This is a genomic window from Stenotrophomonas sp. SORGH_AS_0282, from assembly GCF_030818125.1.
GTDB lineage: Bacteria > Pseudomonadota > Gammaproteobacteria > Xanthomonadales > Xanthomonadaceae > Stenotrophomonas > Stenotrophomonas rhizophila_A.
This window is the reverse complement of sequence record NZ_JAUTAB010000001.1, coordinates 1,024,557-1,046,432: the sequence shown is the minus strand read 5'-3', so window position 1 is coordinate 1,046,432 and position 21,876 is coordinate 1,024,557. Positions and strand designations below refer to the sequence as shown.

18 protein-coding genes and 2 pseudogenes are annotated in these 21,876 nt (G+C 67.4%); 6 read left to right on the top strand and 14 right to left on the bottom strand.

Annotated features, from left to right (window positions below):
- Positions 1-6: 6 nt before the first annotated feature.
- The 11 genes and pseudogenes from tolQ to aspS form a co-directional block, all read right to left on the bottom strand.
- Positions 7-786, bottom strand: a complete 780-nt coding sequence (tolQ, locus tag QE395_RS04515; RefSeq protein WP_068853753.1) for a protein TolQ — start codon at positions 784-786, stop codon at positions 7-9.
- 10 nt (positions 787-796) lie between these two features.
- Positions 797-1,228, bottom strand: a complete 432-nt coding sequence (gene ybgC, locus QE395_RS04510) for a tol-pal system-associated acyl-CoA thioesterase (protein WP_306987666.1) — start codon at positions 1,226-1,228, stop codon at positions 797-799.
- Entirely contained in the window at positions 1,218-2,258 is a 1,041-nt protein-coding gene (ruvB, locus tag QE395_RS04505) for a Holliday junction branch migration DNA helicase RuvB (protein WP_306987663.1), read from the bottom strand. The genes ybgC and ruvB overlap by 11 nt, the downstream gene beginning before the upstream one ends.
- A gap of 45 nt (positions 2,259-2,303) precedes the next feature.
- Positions 2,304-4,223, bottom strand: coding sequence for a potassium transporter Kup (locus QE395_RS04500; protein WP_068853756.1), 1,920 nt, complete (start codon positions 4,221-4,223; stop codon positions 2,304-2,306).
- A gap of 46 nt (positions 4,224-4,269) precedes the next feature.
- Positions 4,270-4,861 (bottom strand): annotated as a pseudogene (gene ruvA, locus QE395_RS04495) (Holliday junction branch migration protein RuvA).
- Between the two features lie 10 nt (positions 4,862-4,871).
- Positions 4,872-5,393: a crossover junction endodeoxyribonuclease RuvC gene (gene ruvC, locus QE395_RS04490; protein WP_068853758.1), complete on the bottom strand. Its 522-nt coding sequence runs from the start codon at positions 5,391-5,393 to the stop codon at positions 4,872-4,874.
- 77 nt (positions 5,394-5,470) lie between these two features.
- Positions 5,471-6,202 carry a YebC/PmpR family DNA-binding transcriptional regulator gene (locus QE395_RS04485; protein WP_068853759.1) on the bottom strand — a complete coding sequence of 244 codons (732 nt, stop codon included), beginning with the start codon at positions 6,200-6,202 and terminating at the stop codon, positions 5,471-5,473.
- A 76-nt stretch (positions 6,203-6,278) separates the two neighbouring features.
- The gene (locus QE395_RS04480) at positions 6,279-6,911 is read right to left on the bottom strand and encodes an alpha/beta fold hydrolase (RefSeq protein ID WP_210130898.1); all 633 of its coding nucleotides are present in this window, start codon (positions 6,909-6,911) and stop codon (positions 6,279-6,281) included.
- A gap of 95 nt (positions 6,912-7,006) precedes the next feature.
- Positions 7,007-7,528 carry a GNAT family N-acetyltransferase gene (locus QE395_RS04475; protein ID WP_306987660.1) on the bottom strand — a complete coding sequence of 174 codons (522 nt, stop codon included), beginning with the start codon at positions 7,526-7,528 and terminating at the stop codon, positions 7,007-7,009.
- Between the two features lie 14 nt (positions 7,529-7,542).
- Entirely contained in the window at positions 7,543-7,872 is a 330-nt protein-coding gene (locus tag QE395_RS04470; RefSeq protein ID WP_210130900.1) for a DNA primase, read from the bottom strand.
- Positions 7,873-7,959: 87 nt separating this feature from the next.
- A complete protein-coding gene (gene aspS / locus QE395_RS04465) occupies positions 7,960-9,711 on the bottom strand; it encodes an aspartate--tRNA ligase (RefSeq protein WP_093533745.1) in 1,752 nt (583 codons plus the stop codon).
- 473 nt (positions 9,712-10,184) lie between these two features.
- Here aspS and QE395_RS04460 point away from each other — a divergent pair.
- Positions 10,185-10,802, top strand: a pseudogene (locus QE395_RS04460) (DUF3011 domain-containing protein); the annotation flags it as partial.
- 42 nt (positions 10,803-10,844) lie between these two features.
- On the opposite strand, the gene QE395_RS04455 reads toward QE395_RS04460, so the two are convergent.
- A complete protein-coding gene (locus QE395_RS04455) occupies positions 10,845-11,486 on the bottom strand; it encodes a hypothetical protein (protein WP_306987658.1) in 642 nt (213 codons plus the stop codon).
- Between the two features lie 123 nt (positions 11,487-11,609).
- Here QE395_RS04455 and QE395_RS04450 point away from each other — a divergent pair, with 123 nt between their 5' ends.
- The 3 genes from QE395_RS04450 to QE395_RS04440 are packed head-to-tail and all read left to right on the top strand — an operon-like array spanning position 11,610 to position 15,188.
- Positions 11,610-12,881 (top strand): MFS transporter, encoded by a 1,272-nt coding sequence (locus tag QE395_RS04450; RefSeq protein WP_068853766.1) that lies wholly within the window; start codon positions 11,610-11,612, stop codon positions 12,879-12,881.
- Entirely contained in the window at positions 12,878-14,974 is a 2,097-nt protein-coding gene (gene ggpS / locus QE395_RS04445; RefSeq protein WP_306987657.1) for a glucosylglycerol-phosphate synthase, read from the top strand. Before QE395_RS04450 ends, ggpS begins: the two co-directional genes overlap by 4 nt.
- Positions 14,958-15,188 carry a trehalose-6-phosphate synthase gene (locus QE395_RS04440; RefSeq protein WP_306987656.1) on the top strand — a complete coding sequence of 77 codons (231 nt, stop codon included), beginning with the start codon at positions 14,958-14,960 and terminating at the stop codon, positions 15,186-15,188. The genes ggpS and QE395_RS04440 overlap by 17 nt, the downstream gene beginning before the upstream one ends.
- An 11-nt stretch (positions 15,189-15,199) precedes the next feature.
- Here the strand turns inward: QE395_RS04440 and blaL2 are convergent, their stop codons facing one another.
- Positions 15,200-16,108 carry a L2 family extended-spectrum class A beta-lactamase gene (blaL2, locus tag QE395_RS04435; protein WP_306987655.1) on the bottom strand — a complete coding sequence of 303 codons (909 nt, stop codon included), beginning with the start codon at positions 16,106-16,108 and terminating at the stop codon, positions 15,200-15,202.
- 198 nt (positions 16,109-16,306) lie between these two features.
- On the opposite strand from blaL2, the gene QE395_RS04430 reads away from it, so the two are divergent.
- Positions 16,307-17,170, top strand: coding sequence for a LysR family transcriptional regulator (locus QE395_RS04430; RefSeq protein ID WP_306987654.1), 864 nt, complete (start codon positions 16,307-16,309; stop codon positions 17,168-17,170).
- A 102-nt stretch (positions 17,171-17,272) separates the two neighbouring features.
- Here QE395_RS04430 and QE395_RS04425 read toward each other — a convergent pair whose 3' ends face one another.
- Positions 17,273-19,126 carry an ABC-F family ATP-binding cassette domain-containing protein gene (locus QE395_RS04425; RefSeq protein WP_306987653.1) on the bottom strand — a complete coding sequence of 618 codons (1,854 nt, stop codon included), beginning with the start codon at positions 19,124-19,126 and terminating at the stop codon, positions 17,273-17,275.
- Positions 19,127-19,458: 332 nt separating this feature from the next.
- Between QE395_RS04425 and QE395_RS04420 the strand changes: the two genes are divergently transcribed.
- On the top strand, positions 19,459-21,852 hold the full coding sequence (locus tag QE395_RS04420) for a TonB-dependent receptor (RefSeq protein WP_068853770.1): 2,394 nt from the start codon (positions 19,459-19,461) through the stop codon (positions 21,850-21,852).
- The last annotated feature ends 24 nt before the right edge of the window (positions 21,853-21,876 follow it).

Genomic DNA, 21,876 nt, shown 5'->3' with positions numbered 1-21,876 from the left:
GGGCGCTTACTCGTCGCCCGCGGACTGGCGCTGCAGGATCGAGCTGAACTCTTCGGCGAAGGTCTCGAAGCGGACCGACAGGCGCTCGACGCGGGTGGTGAAGCGGTTGTAGGCCCACACCGCCGGGATGGCCACGAACAGGCCGATGGCAGTGGCGAACAGGGCTTCGGAAATACCCGGCGCAACCGACGCGATACCGGCCTGCTCACCGCTGTTGATCATGTCGTGCATGGTCACCATGATGCCGAACACGGTGCCGACCAGGCCCACGTAGGGGGCGGTGGAACCGATGTTGGCCAGCAGCTCCAGGCTGCGCTCCATCTGGTCCACTTCACGGGTGAAGGTGGTGCGCATGGCGCGCTGGGCGCCTTCGAGCTGGGCGCGGCCATCGAGCCGGCGCTTGTCGCGCAGGCGGGTGAATTCGCGGAAACCGGCCTCGAAGATCGCCTCCAGGCCGCCCACCTTGCGGTTGCGGTCGGTGGCAGCGCTGTACAGCTTGCCCAGGTCGGCACCGGACCAGAAGCGGCTTTCGAACTCATCGGCTTCGCGGTTGGCGGCGTTGAACACGCGCGCCTTGCGGAAGATGATCACCCAGCTGATGAACGAACCGGCCAGCAGCAGCAGCACGATGATCTTCACCGGCAGGCTGGCCTTGATCATCAGGTCCAGGTAATTGATGCCACCGCCGTGCGCGGCTTGGGCGACGGTCTGCGACGCGGCGCTGGTGACTTCCTGCGGCAGCGCTTCGACCACCGTGGCCTGCAGGGCCAGGAGCATTCCGATCATCCGTTGTTCCTCAATATGCGGCTATTTGAATTACGTGGGGTTTCAGCGTGGCGTGGAGAACATCGTCCATGCCGCGCGGCTTGAATGTGGCAGCGTCCAGTGCCGCGATTTTCACCTGCGCGGTCAGCAGCGTTTCATCGCCGCGACACACCGCCTGGTCGAACACCATGCTGGCGCGCTTGCACTGCACCAGCGTGGCGGTCACCGCCAGCGCGTCGTCCAGCCGCGCCGGCTTGAGGAACTCCATGGTCATCGACCGGACCGCGAACACCAGGCCATGCTCGGTGCGGGTGCGTTCCTGGCCGTAGCCCAAGGCCCGCATCCATTCGGTACGCGCCCGTTCCATGAAGGCCACGTAGCGGGCGTGGTAGACCACCCCGCCAGCGTCGGTATCTTCCCAATATATGCGTGTCGGCCAACTGAACCGCAGGTCAACCGACATCCGGCACCTCCGCGAACAGGTCTGCCGTGGGATTCTTCGGCTTCAGGCCCAGGTGGCGGTAGGCCTTCTGGGTAGCCATGCGGCCGCGCGCGGTGCGCACCAGGAAGCCCTGCTGGATCAGGTAGGGTTCGACCACATCTTCCAGGGTGCCGCGCTCTTCGGACAGGGCCGCGGCCATTGATTCCACGCCTACCGGGCCGCCGTCGAAGTAATCGATCAGCGTGCGCAGCATGCGCCGGTCGAGGTCGTCGAAGCCTTCCGGGTCCACCTTCAGCATCTGCATGGCGGCCTGCGCCACTTCCTGGTCGATATGGCCGGCGGCCTTGACCTGGGCGTAGTCGCGCACCCGGCGCAGCAGCCGGTTGGCGATACGCGGGGTGCCGCGCGAACGCCGCGCGATTTCCGCCGCGCCATCGGCGGTGCAGTCGATGCCGAGGATGGCCGCCGAGCGCCGGACGATCCTGGTCAGCTCTTCGGGGGTGTAGAACTCCAGCCGGTGCACGATGCCGAAGCGGTCGCGCAGCGGCGCGGTCAGCAGGCCGGCCCGGGTGGTGGCGCCGATCAGGGTGAACGGCGGCAGGTCGATCTTGATCGAGCGGGCCGCAGGGCCCTCGCCGATCATGATGTCGATCTGGAAATCTTCCATCGCCGGGTACAGCACTTCTTCCACCACCGGCGACAGGCGGTGGATTTCATCGATGAACAGCACGTCGTGCGGCTGCAGGTTGGTGAGCAGCGCGGCCAGGTCGCCGGCTTTTTCGATCACCGGCCCGGAGGTCACCCGCAGCGCCACGCCCAGCTCGTTGGCGATGACGTGGCTCAAGGTGGTCTTGCCCAGGCCCGGCGGCCCGAAGATCAGCACATGGTCCAGCGCATCGCCGCGGGCCTTGGCCGCTTCGATGTAGATCGACAGCTGCTCGCGCACGGGCGCCTGGCCAAGGTAATCGGCCATGCGCTTGGGGCGGATGCTGGCGTCGGTGGTGTCATCCTCGCGGGTGGCACCGGCGCCGATGATGCGGTCGTCGGTCATCCCGCGATTATGCGGCAAAACGGGTGACGACCAACGGGCGTCCCCTTAGATTTCCACCTGGGCACCGAGCTCGACCAGGCGATTACCCGGAATCCGGAAGAACCCGGTCGCCGGCGCCGCGTTCCGGTGCATCAGCGCGAACAGCTTGTCGCGCCAGATCGGCATGCCGCGGTTGGCGGTGGCCACGATGGTCTCGCGGCTGGCGAAGAAGGTGGTGTCCATCGGGTCGAAGTAGATCCCGCCGTGGTCGCATGAGCGCATCAGCGCCAGCGGCACGTCCGGGGTTTCCATGAACCCGAAGCGCACGAACACGCGGTAGAACTCATCGCCCACCGATTCGATCTTCAGGCGCTTGCCTTCCATCGCATACGGAATGGGCAGGGTTTCCACGTGCAGGAACACGTTGCGCTCGTGCAGCACCTTGTTGTGCTTGAGATTGTGCATCAGCGCGTGCGGGGCCACCGAGGGGTCGGCGGTGAGGAACACCGCCGTGCCCGGCACCCGTACCGGCGGGGCCAGCATCAGCCCGGGCAGGAAGGTATCCAGCCGGATGCCGTCCTTGCGGATCTCATCGCGCAGCAGCTCGCGGCCACGCCGCCAGGTGCGCATCATGGTGAACAGCACGATGCCCAGCACCACCGGGAACCAGGCGCCCTGCAGCAGCTTGGCACCGTTGGCGATCACAAAGCCCAGGTCGATGATGAAGAACACCACGCACAGCGGGATGATCCAGTAACGCGAGGTCGGCCACAGCGCGCGGGCCACCAGCGCCAGCAGCAGGGTATCGATGAGCATGGTCGCCGACACCGAGATGCCGTAGGCCACCGCCAGGTTGGAGGAACTGCGGAAGGCCAGCACCAGCCCGATGACCATCACCGCGATGCCCCAGTTGATGCCGGGGATGTAGATCTGGCCGATGGTGTCGTGCGAGGTATGGGTGATGCGCATGCGCGGGATGTAGCCCAGCTGCATGGCCTGGCGCGAGACCGAGAACGCGCCGGTGATGACCGACTGCGAGGCGATCACCGCGGCCATGGTGGCCAGGATGATCATCGGGTACAGCGCCCACTCCGGCACCGCCTCGAAGAACGGGTTCTTCACCGCTTCGGGGTTGTTGAGCACCAGCGCGCCCTGCCCCAGGTAGTTCAGCACCAGGCACGGCAGCACGAAGAAGTACCAGGCGTGGCGGATCGGCTTGGCCCCGAAGTGGCCCATGTCCGCATACAGCGCCTCGCCACCGGTCACCGCCAGCACCACCGCACCAAGGATGAAGATGCCGTGCCAGCCGTGCTCCATGAAGAAGCGCAGCGCCCACATCGGGTTGAAGGCCTTGAGCACTTCGGGCGAATCCACGATGTTCCAGATGCCGATCGCGGCGAGCGAAATGAACCAGATCGAGGTGATCGGCCCGAACAGCTTGCCGATCTTCTCGGTGCCGAAGCGCTGCACGGCAAACACCGCCAACAGCACCACCACGGTGATCGGTACGATGAAGGCATGCAGGCCGGGGGCGGCCACTTCCAGGCCCTCCACCGCGCCCAGCACGGAAATGGCGGGGGTGATCACCCCGTCGCCGAAGAACAGCGAGGCGCCGAAGATGCCCAGGATGCCCACCACGTAGGCCGAGCGCGACCCGTGGCGCAGGGTGCGCTGGGTCAGCGCCATCAACGCCATGATGCCGCCCTCGCCGTCGTTGTCGGCGCGCATGATGATGGTGACGTACTTCAGCGTCACCACGATGTTCAGCGCCCAGAACGCGAGCGAGAGCACGCCCAGCACGGTGTCGTGGTCGCTGTTGAGGCCGTAATGCGGCGAGAACGCTTCCTTCAGGGTATACAGCGGGCTGGTACCAATGTCGCCGAACACCACGCCGATGGCGCCGACGATCAGGGCCAGGCCGCTGGCGGCCGGCGCATGGCCGTGCCCGTGCTGGCCGCTGTCGTGCTGGGTGGAAGAGGTGGACATGGGACTCCGGGAGGGCGTCAGTCGGTAGGGAAAAAGGCCGGCGCGCTCAGCGCAGCGCGGCCTGCAGGGCCTTGCGGATCACGGTGGCGACATCATCGCCCTCGGCGTTGGCATCGCGCGCCATGCGCGCGGCCTCGGTCGGCTTGTAGCCCAGCTGCTGCAGGGCCACGGTGGCTTCGGAGACCGGGTCGGTGGCCGGCGCTGCGCCGCGCAATGGGCGCGCCGCCGCCGCCAAAATTGGCCGCGCGGTCGCGCAGCTCCAGCACCATGCGCTCGGCGGTCTTCTTGCCGATGCCCGGAATGCGGGTCAGCGCGGTGATGTCACCGGCCTGCACCATCTTCGCGAACTCATCCACGCTCACCCCGGACAGCACCGCCAGCGCGATCTTGGCGCCAATGCCGCTGACCTTCTGCACATCGCGGAACAACCGGCGCTCGCCCTCGCGCAGGAAGCCATACAGCGAGACGCTGTCTTCCTTCTGCGCGTAGTGGGTGAACAGGGTGACCTCGCGGCCCAGTTCGGGCAGGTCGTAGAAGGTGCTCATCGGCGCCTCCAGCTCGTAGCCGACGCCGTTGACGTCGATCAGCAGCCACGGCGGCGCCTTGTACGCCACGATCCCACGCAGACGACCAATCATGCAGATGTCCTCATTTCCGTCCCCAGGCCTGGCGGGTGTTGACGCCCAGGCGCTGCGCGGTTGCCCTTACGTGGGCGTGGGTGATGGCCACGGCCAACGCATCGGCGGCGTCGGCCTGCAGCCTGGTTTTCAGGTTGAGCATAAGCCCGACCATGTGTTGGACCTGTTGCTTCTCCGCCCCGCCCCGGCCCACCACCGCCAGCTTGATCTCGCTGGCCGCATATTCGTGCACCGGCAGGTCGCGCATGACCACCGCCGAGATCGCCGCGCCGCGCGCCTGGCCCAGCTTCAGGGCCGAATCCGGGTTGCGCGCCATGAACACCTTCTCGATGGCCACTTCGTGCGGGCGGTATTCCTCCACCAGCGCGTTGAGCCCCAGCACCAGCAGCTTCATGCGGTTGGGGAAGTCGTCGGCGCCCAGCAGCACCAGCGGCAGGTGGTGCACGTGCAGCACCTTGCCGGTGGGGTCCACATCAATGATGCCCACCCCGGTGCGTTGCGAACCGGGGTCGATGCCGAGGATGCGGATCATGCGTGGAACGTCGGGAGTCATCATGGTCCGCATTGTCCGCCCCCGACGTCGCACTTGGCGAGACGGGGGCATGGACGTCAGGCGTAGGCGTCCGCGCCGAGGTCGGCGTTGGAGAACACGTCCTGCACATCGTCCAAGTCTTCCAGCATGTCCAGCAGCTTCTTGACCTGCAGGGCGGTGTCGCCCTCGACCTTGATGTCGTTGTCGGCGCGGAAGGTCAGCTCGGCGTGGTCCGGCTTCAGCCCACCGGCCTCCAGCGCATCCTTGACCGCGTGGTACATGTCTGCCGCGGTCAGCACGTCGATGGCGCCGTCTTCCGGGTACACCACGATGTCATCGGCGCCGGCCTCGATGGCCGCCTCGGTCACCGCGTCCTCGTTGGCGCCGCCGGCGAAGTGCAGCACGCCCATGCGCTTGAACATGAAGGACACCGAGCCTTCGGTGCCCATGTTGCCGCCGCACTTGCTGAACGCGTGGCGGACATCGGCCACGGTGCGCACGCGGTTATCGGTCAGGCAGTCCACGATCACAGCGACGCCACCGGGGGCATAGCCCTCGTAGCGGATCTCTTCGTATTCAACGCCTTCCAGCTCGCCGGTGGCCTTCTTGATGGCCCGTTCGATCACGTCCTTGGACATGTTCGAGGCCAGGCCCTTGTCCATGGCCACCCGCAGGCGCGGGTTGTTGTTGGGGTCGCCTCCACCGCCGCGCGCGGCTACGCCGATCTCACGGATGATCTTGGTGAAAATCTTGCCGCGCTTCGCGTCAGACGCGTTTTTGCGGTTTTCGATGGAAGGGCCTCTACCCATGGGTGTTTCCGTGCTTGCGTCAGGAACAGGGCGCGGATTCTACCTGATCGGCCGCCCTCACCGTGTTAGCCGGGGCTCAGGCGGCGTGCGCGGCCCGGTCCGGGCGGAAGCAGCCATCGCGCAGGAACGCGGCGGTCTGGCGGGCGGCGTCCAGGGAAAACACCAGCCCGCTGTGGCTGGCGGCCACCACGCAGTGGTCGGCCAGGCCCGGTAGGCGGGTCTCGTCCAGCGCAACAGTGCCGTCGGAGGCGTCGCCACAGGCACCCAGCAGGCTGCCCAGCCCATGCGGCACGGAACCGGCGATCAAGCCGACCTGCGCCCTGCCCTCCCAGGCCGGCAGGCCATCGAGCAGCAGTTCGCTGCTGCGGCCCAGTGCCAGCGACCAGCCATGCTCGGCCAGCGAACGGGCAGTGCCGCTGCCGCGCAGCGGCGAGCCCAGGCAGACCACCCGCGACACCGGCAGGTCCGGCTGGCGGCGCAGGGCCTCCAGCGCCACCAGTCCCCCCAGGCTGTGCCCGACCAGCGCTACCGGGCCGCTGTCCTGCAGCCGCTTCAACAGCTGCGGCACAGCCACGTCGGGGCCACCGAACACGCTGGCGTAGCCGAAGGTATCCACGCTGAAGCCGCGCGCGCGCAGGCGCCAGGCCAACGGGCCAACCCAGGCGCGGGCATTCCAGATGCCGTGCAGCAGTAAAACGGGGGGAGTCATGTGCTCAGCGTAGCCGGTGCGAAACCGTTCCAGAGGTAGCAAACGGTGCCATTAGACAAATGGACGAAGGAACGGCGAGTGAAACCCGCCGCCATTCAGGCCGCCTGCGGCGGGCGGCGCAGGATGAATTCCAGGTCGCGCACCTGGCCGACCGGGAATTCATAGGTGCCCATCTTGCTGAACCCATAGCGGGCGTAGAAACGCTGGGCGCCGAAGTTCTCCGACCACACCCCCAGCCACAGGGTGCGCGGGCCGTTGCGCTCCAGCCAGGTCAGCGCGGTTTCCAGCAGGCGGCTGCCCCAACCGCAGCTCTGCTGTTCCTTGATCAGGTACAGCCGCTTGAGCTCGCCGTCACCCGGTTGCACGTCCGGATGCGGCAGGCCACAGGGGCCGGCGGCGGCATGGCCGACCGCCACGCCATCCAGCTCGAGCAGCCACACCGCGTAATCGGGGTGGGACAGGATCACGCGCTGGCGGTCTTCGGCGTAGGCCTCGTCCAGGAAGTCCTGCAGGTCCTGGGCCGGGTACAGGTGGCCGAAGGTTTCCACGAAGGTACGGGTGGCCAGCACCGACAGGGTCGGTGCGTCCTCGGGGCCGGCGCGGCGGATGGTGTACATGGACAGGGCAGGCCTCAGGCCTGCGTTCCCTTGGCGACGTCTTCCTCTTCGCCGTCCTCGTCTTCCTCGTCCTCGTACTCGTCTTCCTCTTCGTCCTCTTCCTCGCCCTCTTCGTACTCTTCGTCTTCGTCTTCTTCGTCGTCCTCGTAATCCTCGACGCCGAAGTCCTCACCGTCCCAGCGGCCTTCACCATCGGCGACGAAGGTCAGCGCCATCGCGGCCGGGTTGGTGCCCACGCGCACGAGCCAGCCGCCGAACACGCGGGCGCGTTCGGTCACCAGGTTGGCATCGGTGCCTTCATTGCCCAGCTTTTCCCATTCCAATACGAACGCGAACTCGGTCATTACCTGGATCTCCTGAGCGATGTGACGGTGAGGGGGGCCGGCCAACGGCCGGCGCTACCGGGAGGGTGCGATCGGACGATCGCGGAATCAGTTTTTCCGCGGGCGGACCTGGATGTGCACTTCGGCCAGCTGCTCGTCCGGGATCGGCGACGGGGCGCCGGTCATCAGGCACTGCGCGCCGGTGGTCTTCGGGAACGGGATCACGTCGCGGATCGATTCGGTGCCGGCCATCAGCGCGGCGATGCGGTCGATGCCGAAGGCGATGCCACCGTGCGGCGGCGCGCCGAAACGCAGCGCATCAAGCAGGAAGCCGAACTTCGCCTCAGCCTCTTCCGCACCGATGCCCAGCAGCTCGAACACCGTGCTCTGCATGTCCGAGCGGTGGATACGGATCGAACCGCCGCCGATCTCGTTGCCGTTGAGCACCATGTCGTAGCCGCGCGACACGGCCGTCTTCGCATTGGCGCGCAGGTCGGCGATGTCATCCACCGCCGGGGCGGTGAAGGGGTGATGCAGGGCGACGTAGCGCTGGGCTTCGTCGTCGTACTCGAACATCGGGAAGTCGGTGACCCACAGCGGCGCCCAGCCGTCGGCGACCAGGTTGAAGTCCTTGCCGGCCTTCAGGCGCAGCGCGCCCATGAAGTCGGACACCTTGTTGTAGCCGCCGGCGCCGAAGAAGACGATGTCGCCGTTACCGGCGCCGACGTGGGCGACCAGCGCGGCGAAGGCCTCTTCGCTGAAGAACTTGGCGATGGGCGAGCTGACTTCGCCGTTCTCGGCGATCTTGATGTAGGCCAGGCCTTTGGCGCCGTACTTGGCGGCGTGCGCGGCGTACTCATCGATCTGCTTGCGCGACAGGCTGGCACCGCCCGGGATGCGCAGCGCGGCGACGCGGCCATCGGCATCATTGGCGGCGGCGGTGAACACCGGGAATTCGCTGGCCTTGACCAGCTCGGCCACGTCCACCAGCTCCAGCGCGATGCGGAGGTCCGGCTTGTCCGAGCCATAGCGACGCATCGCCTCGGCCCAGGTCATGCGCGGGAAGCTGGCAGCCAGCTCCACGTCAACCACTTCCTTGAAGATCGCGCGGATCATGCCTTCGACGTAGTCCTGCACGTCGCGCTCGCGCACGAAGGCGAATTCCATGTCCAACTGGGTGAACTCCAGCTGGCGGTCGGCGCGCAGGGCTTCGTCGCGGAAGCAGCGCGCGATCTGATAGTAGCGGTCGAAGCCGGCCACCATCAGGATCTGCTTGAACAGCTGCGGCGACTGCGGCAGGGCGTAGAACTCGCCCGGGTGCATGCGCGCCGGCACCAGGAAGTCGCGTGCGCCTTCCGGGGTGGCCTTGGTCAGGATCGGGGTTTCGATGTCCTGGAAGCCGTCGCCATCGAGGTGGCGGCGCAGCGCCTGCACCAGCTTGATGCGGGTGCGCTGCATGCGCTGCATTTCCGGGCGGCGCAGGTCCAGGTAACGGTACTTCAGGCGGGTTTCTTCGCCCGGGTTCTCGTGGGCGTGGAACGGCAGCGGCTCGGCCTTGTTGAGCACGGTGATGCGGGTGGCGACGATCTCGACCTGGCCGGTACGGATCTTGTCGTTCACCGCATGGCGCCTGCGCACCACGCCTTCCACCTGCAGCACGTCCTCGTAGCCGAGGCTGGCGGCGACCTTGAACACGTCCGCGTTCTCAGGCTCCACCGTCACCTGCACGATGCCCTCATGATCGCGAAGATCGATGAAGCACACGCCGCCCAGGTTGCGGGCAACGTCGGTCCAGCCGGCGAGGGTGACAGTCTGGCCAATCAGGGTCTCGTCGACCAGGCCACAGAAGTGGGTACGCATGGGGGTAAAGCTCCGCAGGAGATTGCCGGCGCCAGGCGGCACCGGTCAGCCCGTTATTCTGCGGCCGGCGACCCGATCGGGCAAATCCGGACGGTCACGCGGGCTTAATACGGCCCGTACCTATAGTCCGCGCACCACCATGCGCAAGGGGATTTGCCATGAACCGCCTCGCTGTCGCTTGTTTCACCGCCCTGCTGGCCTGCGGCGCCCCGTCGCTGCAGGCCCAGGCCCAGGTCAATGCCCGGGCCTACGCCCCGGAGAACCTCCGCACCCTGTCGGTCCAGGACCAGCAGCGGGTCATTGCCCAGGAATACGCCGAACAGTCCGGGGGGCGACGCATCCCCGACGACCAGATGCGCTTCTACCTGGACCAGGTGAACCGCTCGTCCTGGGGCTTTTCCCGGATCAAGCAGGACATCGCCACCTCGCTGGGCGGCTCCGGCGGCGGCTGGAACCCCGGCGGCGGCGGCAACAATGGGGTGGTCCGCTGCGAAAGCAACGACAACCGCCAGCGGGTCTGCACCACCGGCTGGCGCAGCGCGCGCCTGTCCCGGCAGATATCCGGCACCCGCTGCGTGGAAGGCAACAACTGGGGCTCCCGCAATGGCCAGGTCTGGGTCAGCGGCGGCTGCCGGGCCGAATTCGTCGAAGGCCGTGGGGGCGGCTGGGGGCCGGGTACCGGCGGCCCCGGCACCACCATCCGCTGCGAAAGCAACGACAACCGTGAGCGCAGCTGCCCTACCCCGTGGCGCAATGCCGCGCTGGTCCGGCAGATCTCCGGCTCGGCCTGCGTGCAGAACCAGACCTGGGGCATGCGCGGCAACACGATCTGGGTCACCCGCGGCTGCCGCGGCGAATTCGCCGAATCGCGCGGCAACTGGGGCGGCGGCGGAGGCGGCAGCAACTACAGCGTGACCTGCAGCAGCAACGGCAACCGCCAGCAGACCTGCGCGTGGGATTCACGCCAGGGCCGGCCGGTGCTGCTGGAGCAGCTCTCTGGCAGCAGCTGTGTCGAGAACCGCAGCTGGGGCTACCGGCCGAGCATGGTGTGGGTCAGCAACGGCTGCCGGGCGAGGTTCGGCGCACGTTGACGGGAACGCGGCCCGACCAACGGTCGGGCCCTACCGGCGCGGTTACTTGTTGGTCGGTTCGGTGTCCGCGCCCCAGGGCGCGGGCGGCAACGCGACGGGGTGCGCGAGGTCGAACACCACCTGGAACCGGCGGCCACCCGGACGGGTGAGCTCGTACACGAACGTCTTGTCCGGCTCGATTTCCATCGCCCATGTATTGGTCACCGACGCCTCCATGCCGGCCTTGCGGAACATCGCCACCGAATCGGCATCCACCGGGAACGACTGGCGCTGCGCGGTGCCGGGCGGCGCACTGTCGCCACCGTACATCGTGACCGCGTCCGGACTGCCATCTGCATGGCGGTGATCGTGCTTGAGGCGCAGGCCGGTATCGGTACGACCCAGCACCCAGGTGCGCGAATGATCGTCACCCACATGGAAGGGAATGCGCAGCGTATGCGAGGCGTCATCGCAGCCGCGCACATGCATCACCAGGCGCTTGCCGTCGAACGGGTCAGGCCCGGTGCCCTTCGGCTCGTTGACGGCGATATGGCCTTCAAACGCCTTGCCGCAATGCGCGGCCACAGCAGCGAGAAACGCGTCGGCCGGGGCCATCGCAACATCGTGGGCCACGCTGTCACGCTGGCCACCACACGCGGCGAGCAACGACGCAGCCGCGAGCGGCAGGAACTTGTACACAGTCATGTGGACACCGTAGCCCGCGTGGGCGCAATGCGCAAATCCGCGCCATCCGCGACAAAGGATTAATCATGCCTGTGTTAGGGTCGTTGTCGTGACCGGTTCGCCTTCCCCACGAAGGTCGCACGCGTGTTGCGGCTGACCGCCCTGCTGACGGGAGTAGCGCTGCTGTTGACCGGCAGCGGGCTTCTGGGCACCTTGCTGGCGGTAAGCGGCGGTGAAGCCGGCTTTGGTGCCGGTACGTTGGGCCTGGTGATGTCCGGTTATTTCGCCGGCTTCTTCATGGGCACCTTCTTCGCCCCGTCGCTGATCGGCCGTATCGGGCATATCCGTGCGTTCGCCTTCTTTGCCGCCCTCGCCGCCATCGCGGTGCTGCTGCATCCGCTGTGGCTCAACGCCTGGCTGTGGGGGCTGCTGCGCATCATCACCGGCATCGCGCTGGTGGGCCTGTACACGGTGATCGAAAGCTGGCTCAACGCCGAACCCGACCCGCGCCAGCGCAGCCGTGCGTTCTCGCTATACATGGTGGTGAATCTTTCCGCGCTGGCGCTGGGCCAGATCCTGCTGATGGTCAGCAATGCGCCGGCCATGTCGATGTTCATGCTGATCGCGATGCTGGTCTGCGCCGCAGTGCTGCCGATCACCGCCACCCGGCTCACCCCACCGGAGGTGCCGTCGGTGCCGCGCCTGACGCTGTCGCGCCTGTATGCGATGGCGCCGGTGGCCACGGTCGCCGCCGGGCTGTCGGGCCTGGCGATGGGCGCGTTCTGGGGCCTGCTCCCGGTGTATGCCGGCGAGGTGGGCCTCGACAATGACGGCGTGGCCCGCTTCATGCTCACCGCCATTGCCGGCGGCGCGCTGCTGCAGTGGCCGCTGGGGCACATCAGCGACGGCCATGACCGGCGCGTCGGGCTGGTGGCGCTGTGCCTGGCCGCCGCAGGCATCGCCCTGGTGGCCGCGATGCCGATGATCCAACAGCAGACCTGGCTGTTGTTCGGGCTGTTCTTCTTCTATGGCGGCCTGGCGTTCGCGCTGTATCCCTTCGCGGTGGCGCACATGCTCGATTACCTGCCACGCCAGGACCTGCTGTCGGGCTGCTCCAGCCTGCTGCTGGTGCACGGCGTGGGCGCGGCGCTCGGCCCGGCGCTGGCCGGGGCGGCCATGCAGCAGTTCGGCCCGGCCGCCCTGCCCCTGTATTTCGCCGTGGTACTCGGCGTGCTGGCCTTGTTCACCACCGCGCGCCTGCTCAGCTTCGACCGGCTGCGCACGCACCCGGTGGTGTTCCGGCTGATGCTGCGCACCACGCCGGCGGCATTGGAATTGATGCCGGAAACGGACGTCGCTCCGCCGCCGGACACCCCTTCTCCCTCACCCAACGACACCGATAAGGAAGTGCATTGACTGTTTTGACACCCACCCCGTCCACCTCATCCCGCACGCCGGCGGCTCCCCCGGCCCAGCAACTGATTCTCGCCACCGACCTGGATGGCACCTTTCTCGCCGGCGATGCCGCCGCGCGCCACCGTCTGTACCGGCTGGTCGACCAGCACCCCGGTATCCGCCTGATCTTCATCACCGGCCGCGGCCTGGAAGCGGTGATGCCGCTGCTCTCCGATCCCGCCATTCCGCGCCCCGATTATGTTGTCTGCGATGTCGGCGCAACCGTGGTCGATGGCCACACCCTGCAGCCGCTGCAGCCCCTGCAGTCGATGATCGACGCGCACTGGCCCGGCGAACAGGTGGTGGCCGCCGCGATGCGGCCATTCACCGCGCTGCAGCGCCAGGATGTTCCGCAGGAACGGCGCTGCTCCTACTTCTGCGACCGGGACACGCTGGCGCCGCTGCGCGCGCAGATCCAGGCGGCCGCGCAGGCACTGGGCTGCGATGTGCTGTATTCGGCCGACCGCTACCTGGACATCCTGCCGCCGGACACCGACAAGGGCCGCACCCTGGCTGCGCTCGCGCGCCTGCTGGACCTGCCGCGTGACCGCATCCTGGTGGCTGGCGATACCCTCAACGACCTCTCGATGTACACCGCCGGCTTCCGCGGCGTATGCGTGGGCGATTCCGAACCGGCGCTCACCGCCGCGACCACCGGTCTGGCGCACACCTACCATGCGCAGGCACCGGGCTGCGGCGGCATCCTGGAGGCGATCGAGCACTTCGCCCTGCTGCCGGCCGATGATGCGTGGCTGAAACCGCCAGCGGCCACGCGCGCCGAAGGCGCCGACCTGGTGATGCTCTACCACCGCATGCCCTTCGACGAAGTGATGGAAGACGGCGTGCTGGTGCAGCGCCCACCGCGCTCGCCCAACGGCATCATTCCCTCGCTGCTGAGCTTCTTCCAGGGCGGCCAGACCGGTTCATGGGTGGCCTGGGGCATCGACGACCCCAAGCGCGGCCCGTTCCAGACCCATATGGCGGTGGACGCCGAACGCTACCCGACGCTTACGGCCGCGCGCGTGCCACTGACCCGGCAGGAAGTGGACATCTTCTACAAGCGCTTCTCCAAGGAAGCGTTCTGGCCGATGCTGCATGTGTTCTGGGAACGCGCGCGCTTTCGCGAGGATGACTGGCAGGTGTTCCTGAAGGTCAACCGGCGCTTCGCCGAAGCCACCGCCGCCGAAGCCGCACATGGCGCCACCGTGTGGATCCATGACTACAACCTGTGGATGGTGCCGGCCACCCTGCGCGAGCTGCGCCCGGACCTGAAGATCGCCTTCTTCCACCACACCTACTTCCCGTCGGCTGATGTGTTCAACGTGGTGCCGTGGCGCCGCGAGATCATCGGCAGCCTGCTCAGCTGCGATTACATCGGCTTCCACATCCCGCGCCAGGTGGAGAACTTCGTGGATGTCGTGCGCGGTGCGATGCCGGCGGAGCGGTTGTCCTGGGAAAGCTGCGCGCCACGCTTCCTGACCTACGGCTGCGCGGTGGGGCTGGATACCATGACCACGCGCATCCGGGTCGGAGACCGTGAGGTGGCACTGGGTGCGCACCCGGTCGGCACGGATCTGCGCCGCATCCACGATGTGCTGGCCCGGCCCAGCGTGCGCAACGACATCTTCAAGCTGCGCCGTGAGATCGGTGCGCGCAAGCTGGTGCTGTCGGTGGAGCGGCTGGATTACACCAAGGGTACGCTGGCCAAGCTGGAAGCGTTCGAACGCTTGCTGGAGCAGCATCCGGACCGCCAGGGCAAGGTCACCCTGCTGATGGTGTGCGTGCCGGCCGCGCGCGAGATGACCGTGTACCGCACGCTGCAGAACCAGATCGAACAAGCGGTGGGCCGTATCAACGGGCGCTTCTCGCGGCTGGACTGGACCCCCGTGCGCTTCTTCGCACAGGCATTGCCGTTTGAAGAAGTGGTGGCGCATTACGCGGCCGCGCAGGTGATGTGGATCACCCCGCTGCGCGATGGCCTGAACCTGGTGGCCAAGGAATTCGTGGCCACCCCATGGTATCGAAGGCAGCAATGGCGTGCTGGTGCTGAGTGAATTCGCTGGCGCGGCGGCCGAGTTGAAGGGCGCGGTACTGACCAACCCGCACGACCCGGCCGATCTGACCGCCGGGCTGCTGCAGGCGCTGTCGATGCCGGAAGAGGAGGCAGGCGGGCGCATGCGCCAGTTGTTCGGCAGCGTGGAGTATTACGACGTGGACCGCTGGGGGCGCGAGTTCCTTGGTGCGGTCAAGGAAACCGGCACCGCCTGACGCCGCAGTGATCAGCGCGCGTGCGCGCTGATCATTTTCTCGGCGATCACCGCAACCTGGCGCAGCGTGTCGTTGCGCCCGGCATCATCCACCGTGGCACCCTGCAGGTAGCTGGTCAGCACCCACGGGGCGCCGCCGGCCAGTGGCCACAGGATGGCGATGTCGTTGGTGGTGTCCTCGCCATTGCTGCCGGTCTTGTCGCCCACCCGCCACGCCGGCGACAGCCCGGCACGCAGCCGCGTGTCACCGGTTTCGTTGTCGATCAGCCAGTCGGCCAGCTGCAGCCGCGAGGCTGGCGTGAGCACCTCCCCCAGCACGAACCGCTGCAGGCTGGCGGCCATCGCGGCGGGGCTGGTGGTATCGCGCGGATCATCGGGCGCGAACCGGTTCATGTCTGGCTCCAGGCGATCGTTGCGGGTCACCGCATCGCCATTGGCGCGCAGGAACGCAGTCACCCCGGCCGGTCCACCGACCACCCCCAACAGCAGGTTCGCCGCCGGGTTGTCGCTGGTGACCATGGTCGCGCGGCACAGGTCGCGCACCGTCAGGTCCTTGCCCACGTGGCGCTTGGTCACCGGTGCGTGCGAGAGCATGTCCTGCTGGCGCACCGGCAGCCGCCGGTCCAGCGACAGCGTGCCCTGGTCGGCCAGATGCAGCACCGCCGCCGATAGCGCGAACTTGAAGGTGCTGCACATCGGGAAGCGCTCGTCCTGGCGATGGCCGATGCGGCGGCCGCTGGCCGTGTCGAGCAGGGTCACGCCCAGACGCCCGCCACTGGCTTTTTCCAGGGCGGCGAAATCGGCTGCCTGCGGCTTGTCACCGGCCAGCGCGGTCGGCGGGGTCTTGGCCAACACGGTAGCGGCCAAGGCGGAAGCTGCGGCGGCACCGGTCATCTGGAGGAACTGGCGGCGGGCGAGCATTGGGTATCTCCGGGGCTGGGAAGTGGCCATGGAAGCATTTCGGGCCACATGCCACCAGCGAGTATTCCCAACGGGAGGCATGAGCAGGATTCATGGCATTGCGGCAACGGAAGGGTGATCCCGCATGGCGGGCCGCCCGTGGTGGCGCGGACCGTGCCGGCGTTACCATTACCCATCAAGATTCCTCACGACTCGCCCATGCTTCGTCCCCAGCTCCCGCTCAACGCGTTGCGTGCCTTCGAGGCCGCCGCGCGCCATCAGAACTTCACCCGGGCCGCGCTGGAGCTGTGCGTGAGCCAAGCCGCGTTGAGCCATCAGATCCGGGGGTTGGAGGAGCGGCTGGGAGCGGTGTTGTTCCACCGGCTGCCGCGAGGGGTGGCGCTGACCGACGAAGGGGCTCGCCTCTACCCGGTGCTCAACGAGGCCTTCGACCGTATTGCGGTCAGCCTGGACCGTTTCGTCGGCGGGCATTTCCGCGAAGTGCTCGGGGTCGGCGTAGTGGGCACGTTCGCCACCGGTTGGCTGCTGCCGCGGCTGGCCGATTTCAACGCGCGGCACCCGGATATCGAGCTGCGCCTGCAGACCCACAACAACCGCATCGACCTGGCCGGCGAAGGGCTGGACCTGGCGATCCGCTTCGGCGATGGCGACTGGCAGGGCCAGGTGTGCACCCCGGTGCTGGCGGCGCCTTTTGCACCTGTGTGCGCGCCGGCACTGGCGCGGACGCTGCGGCAACCGCGCGACCTGGCCAGCGTGGCACTGCTGCGCTCCTACCGCAGCGATGAGTGGCCGCAGTGGCTGCAGGCTGCTGGCGTGTCCGAGTTGGAAGCACGCGGGCCGGTGTTTGATTCGTCGTTGACGCTGGCCAGTGCGGCCGCCGCCGGGGCCGGCGTGGCGCTGCTGCCATTGAGAATGTTCGAACAGGACCTCGCGCAGGGACGGTTGGTGCAGCCGTTCGCGCAGACGCTGAAGCTGGGGAGTTACTGGCTGACGCGGTTGCGTTCGCGGGCGGAGAGCGAGGCGGGGAAGCGTTTCAGGACCTGGTTGGAAGCGCAGGCGTAGGACACGCCATGCGTGTCCGGATTTCGTTCGGGCATTCCGTGGACACGCATGGCGTGTCGCTACGCGGGCAGGTTTGTGCCGACCAATGGTCGGCACGGGCCTTCAGGCCATCAATTCCATCCACGCGGCTTCGGCTTTTTCCAGCTGCTGCGCGGTGGTTTCGCGGTCGCGGCCGAGCACCGCCATGCGGGTGGCGTCGGCGTAGTTGACCGGGTCGGCCAGCTGGCGGTCCAGCTCGGCCAAGCGGGCTTCCAGCTCGTTGACCTTGGCTTCGGCGCTGGCCAGCTTGACCGGGTTGACGGTCTTCTTCGGCGGCAACGGCGGGGTCGGAGGCACCGGCTCCGGCGCGGCAGCGGCCATCTTCTGTTTGGTGCCCTGCGCGGCCGGGCGCGAACGCAGCCACGCCGCGTACTCGTCCAGGTCGCCGTCGAACGGCTCCACCACACCGTCGGCCACGCGCCAGAAGGTGTCGCAGACCAGGCCGATCAGGTGGCGGTCGTGCGAGACCATCACGATCGCCCCTTCGAAGGTCGCCAGCGCTTCGGCCAGTGCTTCGCGCATTTCCAGGTCAAGGTGGTTGGTCGGTTCGTCGAGCAGCAGCACGTTCGGCTGCTGCCAGGCAATCATCGCCAGCGCCAGGCGCGCGCGCTCACCACCGGAGAAACCATCCACCGGCTCGAACGCACGGTCGCCGGCGAAGTTCCACTTGCCGAGGAAATCGCGGAAGGACTGGTTGCTGCCATCCGGGGAGATGTCCCGGAAGTGGTCCATCGGCGACTGGCCTTCATGCAGCGACTCGACCGTGTGCTGCGCGAAGTAGCCGATGCGCAGGTCCGGGTGCGCCGAGCGATCGCCGGCCACCGGGTCCAGCTCACCGACCAGGGTCCGCACCAGCGTGGTCTTGCCGGCGCCGTTGGGACCCAGCAGGCCGATGCGCTGCCCCGCCTCCAGGCCGAAGCCCACGTTGTGCAGGATCACCGCGCCCGGGCTGTAACCGGCCTCCACATCGTTGAGGCGGATCAGCGAGAACGGCAGCTTGGCCGGCGGCGCGAACTCGATGCGGAACTCGCGCTCGGCACGCACCGCTTCGGTGCCGGTCAGTTTGGCCAGGCGCTTCATGCGGCTCTGTGCCTGCGTTGCCTTGCTGGCCAGCGCCTTGAACCGGTCGATGAAGCTCTGCAGGTGGGCGCGTTCGGCCTGTTCCTTCTCGTGCGCGATCTGCTGCTGGCGCAGCTGTTCGGCGCGCTGGCGCTCGAAGTCGGTGTAGCCGCCCGGGTACAGCTTGGCGCCGCCGCCATGCAGGTGCAGGGTATGGGTGGCCACGTTGTCGAGGAACTCGCGGTCATGCGAGATCAGCAGCAGCGTGCCCGGGTACTTGAGCAGCCATTGTTCCAGCCAGAACACCGCGTCCAGGTCGAGGTGGTTGGTCGGTTCGTCGAGCAGCAGCAGGTCGCTGGGCATCATCAGCGCGCGCGCCAGGTTCAGTCGCGCGCGCCAGCCGCCGGAGAACGTCGCCACCGGCCGTGAATGGGTGTCGGACGGGAAGCCCAGGCCATGCAGCAGCTTGCCCGCACGGGATTCGGCATCGTACGCACCGATCTCGGCCATCTTCTGGTGCGCATTGGCCACCGCCTCCCAGTCCTCGCGCGCGGTCGCCTCGGCTTCCTCGCGCAGCACGGCCGCCACTTCGGTGTCGCCTTCCAGCACGAACTGCAGCGCCGGGTCCTGCAGCGCCGGGGTTTCCTGGGCCACGCTGGCGATGCGGATCTTGCCGGGCAGGTCCACATCGCCCTTGTCGGCCTCCAGCTCGCCCTGCACGGCCGCGAACAGGCTGGACTTGCCGGCTCCGTTGCGGCCGACCACGCCCACGCGGTAGCCCGCATGCAGGGTCAGGTCGACATTGGACAACAGCAGCCGCTCGCCGCGGCGCAAGGCGAAGTTACGAAGGGAAATCATCTGGGGGGTCCATATAACGGAATGGAATATGCTGGTGAGCACCTTTCCTGCGACGCAATTCTAGCGTTAACGAATACTTGACGCGCCCCGGGATGCGCGGCAGGCCTCGTCTCTCTCCCACGAACCTGCCAGCGCTTTCCCCGGGACCCTCCCCGCCTGATTGACCGAATCTTGCTAAACCGTTGCTTTTGCAACGTTTTTTCAATTTGACAGCCAATAAAAATACCGTTAATCCGTTAATTGCGCACCGCAACACCCGCCCTCGCTGACCCGCTTTCCCGCAGTCGTGATGTCGCCCGGTGCCGCCTCGTCCCAACCGGAGCCACATCGTGATGAACCGCAAGACCCGTACGCTTGCCGCCGCTGTCGCCGTCGCCCTCGGGGCCTCCGCCTTCAGTGTCGCCGCCCAGGACGCCCCTGCCCGCGCCACCGCCAACACCCTGGACACGGTCATCGTGACCGGTACCCGCGTCGCCGACCGCACCGTGGCCGAGTCGCAGTCGCCGATCGACATCATCACCCCCGAGGCGCTGCAGTCCACCGGCACCACCGAACTGGCCACCGCGCTGGCGCGCGCCCTGCCCTCGCTGAACTTCCCGCGCCCGGCGCTGACCGATGGCACCAGTGGCATCCGCCCGGCGCAGCTGCGCGGCCTGTCCCCGGACCAGGTACTGGTGCTGGTCAACGGCAAGCGCCGCCACACCTCGGCCCAGATCAACGTCAACGGCAGCATCGGCCGCGGCTCGTCGGCGGTGGACATCAACGCCATTCCGATCGCCTCCATCGAGCGCGTCGAAGTGCTGCGCGACGGCGCCTCGGCGCAGTACGGCTCGGACGCCATCGCCGGCGTGATCAACATCGTGCTCAAGGGCTCCAGCGCGGGCGGCAGCCTGGCCCTGGATGCCGGCCAGTACTCAGCCGGCGACGGCAACAAGTACCAGCTCTCCGGCGACACCGGCATCGGCTTCGCCGACGGCCGCGGCAGCGTGCACGTGGCCGGCCAGATCACCCAGCAGGACGAAAGCAACCGCGCCGGACCCTACCAGGGCACCACGCCCAACACCGGCAACTTCCCCAGCGTGGGCCAGACCACCTTCGTGGTCGGCGACCCGCAGGTGGATGCCACCGCCGCCTCGGCCAATGCCAGCTTCCAGTTCAGCGACCACGTCTCGGCCTACGCCACCGCACTGGCCAGCAACCGCGACATCACCTCGTTCGCGTTCTACCGCTCGCGCACCAACAGCGGCCAGGGCGCGCTGCTGGCGCAGACCTACCCGGACGGCTTCGTGCCGGAAATCAACCAGTACTCGAAGGACCGTTCGCTGGTGGCCGGCGTGAAGGGCGACACCGAAAGCGGCTGGACCTGGGACGTGAGCTACAACCACGGCACCAACAAGATCGACTTCCACACCCGCAACAGCATCAACTACGCGTTGGGCGTGGACAGCCCGCGTTCGTTCTACGCCGGCGCGCTGGAATACACCCAGGACATCGGCAACGTGGACATCACCAAGCAGCTGGACTGGGGCCTGGCCTACCCGGTCACGCTGTCCTTCGGCGGTGAGTACCGCCGTGAGAAGTGGGAACAGAGCGCGGGCGAGCCCAATTCCTACTTCGGCACCGGTGCGCAGGGCTTCGGCGGTTTCACCCCGCTCAATGCCGTCGATGCCGACCGCGACAACTACGCCGTCTACGCCGGCCTGGAAGCGGACCTGACCGACAAGTTCTCGGCCGGCGTCACCGGCCGCTATGAGGATTACTCGGACTTCGGCGACAAGTTCTCCGGCAAGCTGTCGGCCCGCTACGCCTTCACCGACAAGGTCGCGCTGCGTGCCACCGCCTCGTCCGGCTTCCGCGCGCCCTCGCTGGCCCAGCAGAGCTACCAGGCGGTAACCAGCACCATCGTCAACGGCGTGTTCGTCGAACGCGGCACCTTCCCCACCACCAGCACTGCCGCGCAGGCGCTGGGCGCCAGCCCGCTGAAGGCCGAAAGCTCCACCTCCTACAGCGTGGGCCTGGTGCTGCAGCCGATCGACCGCCTCTACCTGACCGTGGATGCGTACCAGATCGACATCGACGACCGCATCATCCTGTCCACCAACATCACCACCAACGCTGCCACCAATGCGCTGCTGGCCGACCTGGGCCTGCCGCAGGTCACCGCTTTCTCCTACTTCACCAACGGCGTGGATACCCGCACCCGCGGCGTGGACGCCGTGTCCAGCTACACCATCCCGTTCAGTGCCAGCTCGCTGGAACTGACCGCGGCCTACAGCTACAACGACACCGAGGTGAAGAAGTTCATCGCTTCCCCGGCCGTGTTCGGCTCGCTGGGCCTGACCCAGTCGCTGATCGGCCGCGATGAAGTGGGCCGCATCGAAGACAGCTACCCGCGTGACAAGACCATCCTGAGCGGCACCTGGCGTTCGGACCACTGGGACCTGAACCTGGCCGCCACCCGCTACGGCTCGTTCACCGTGCGCAATTCGGCCACCCCGACCCGCGACCAGACCTACGATGCCTCGTGGGTGCTCGATGCCTCGGTGGCCTACAAGCCCAGCGAGAACTGGACCCTGACCCTGGGTGCGGACAACCTGCTGGACGAGTACCCCGACCGCACCGTGGACCTGCAGAACTCCACCTGGGGCATGCTCCCGTACAGCAACTACTCGCCGTACGGCTTCAATGGCGCCTATGTGTACGGCCGCGTGACCTACAAGTGGTAAGCGGCGGGTGACATTGGATCCGGC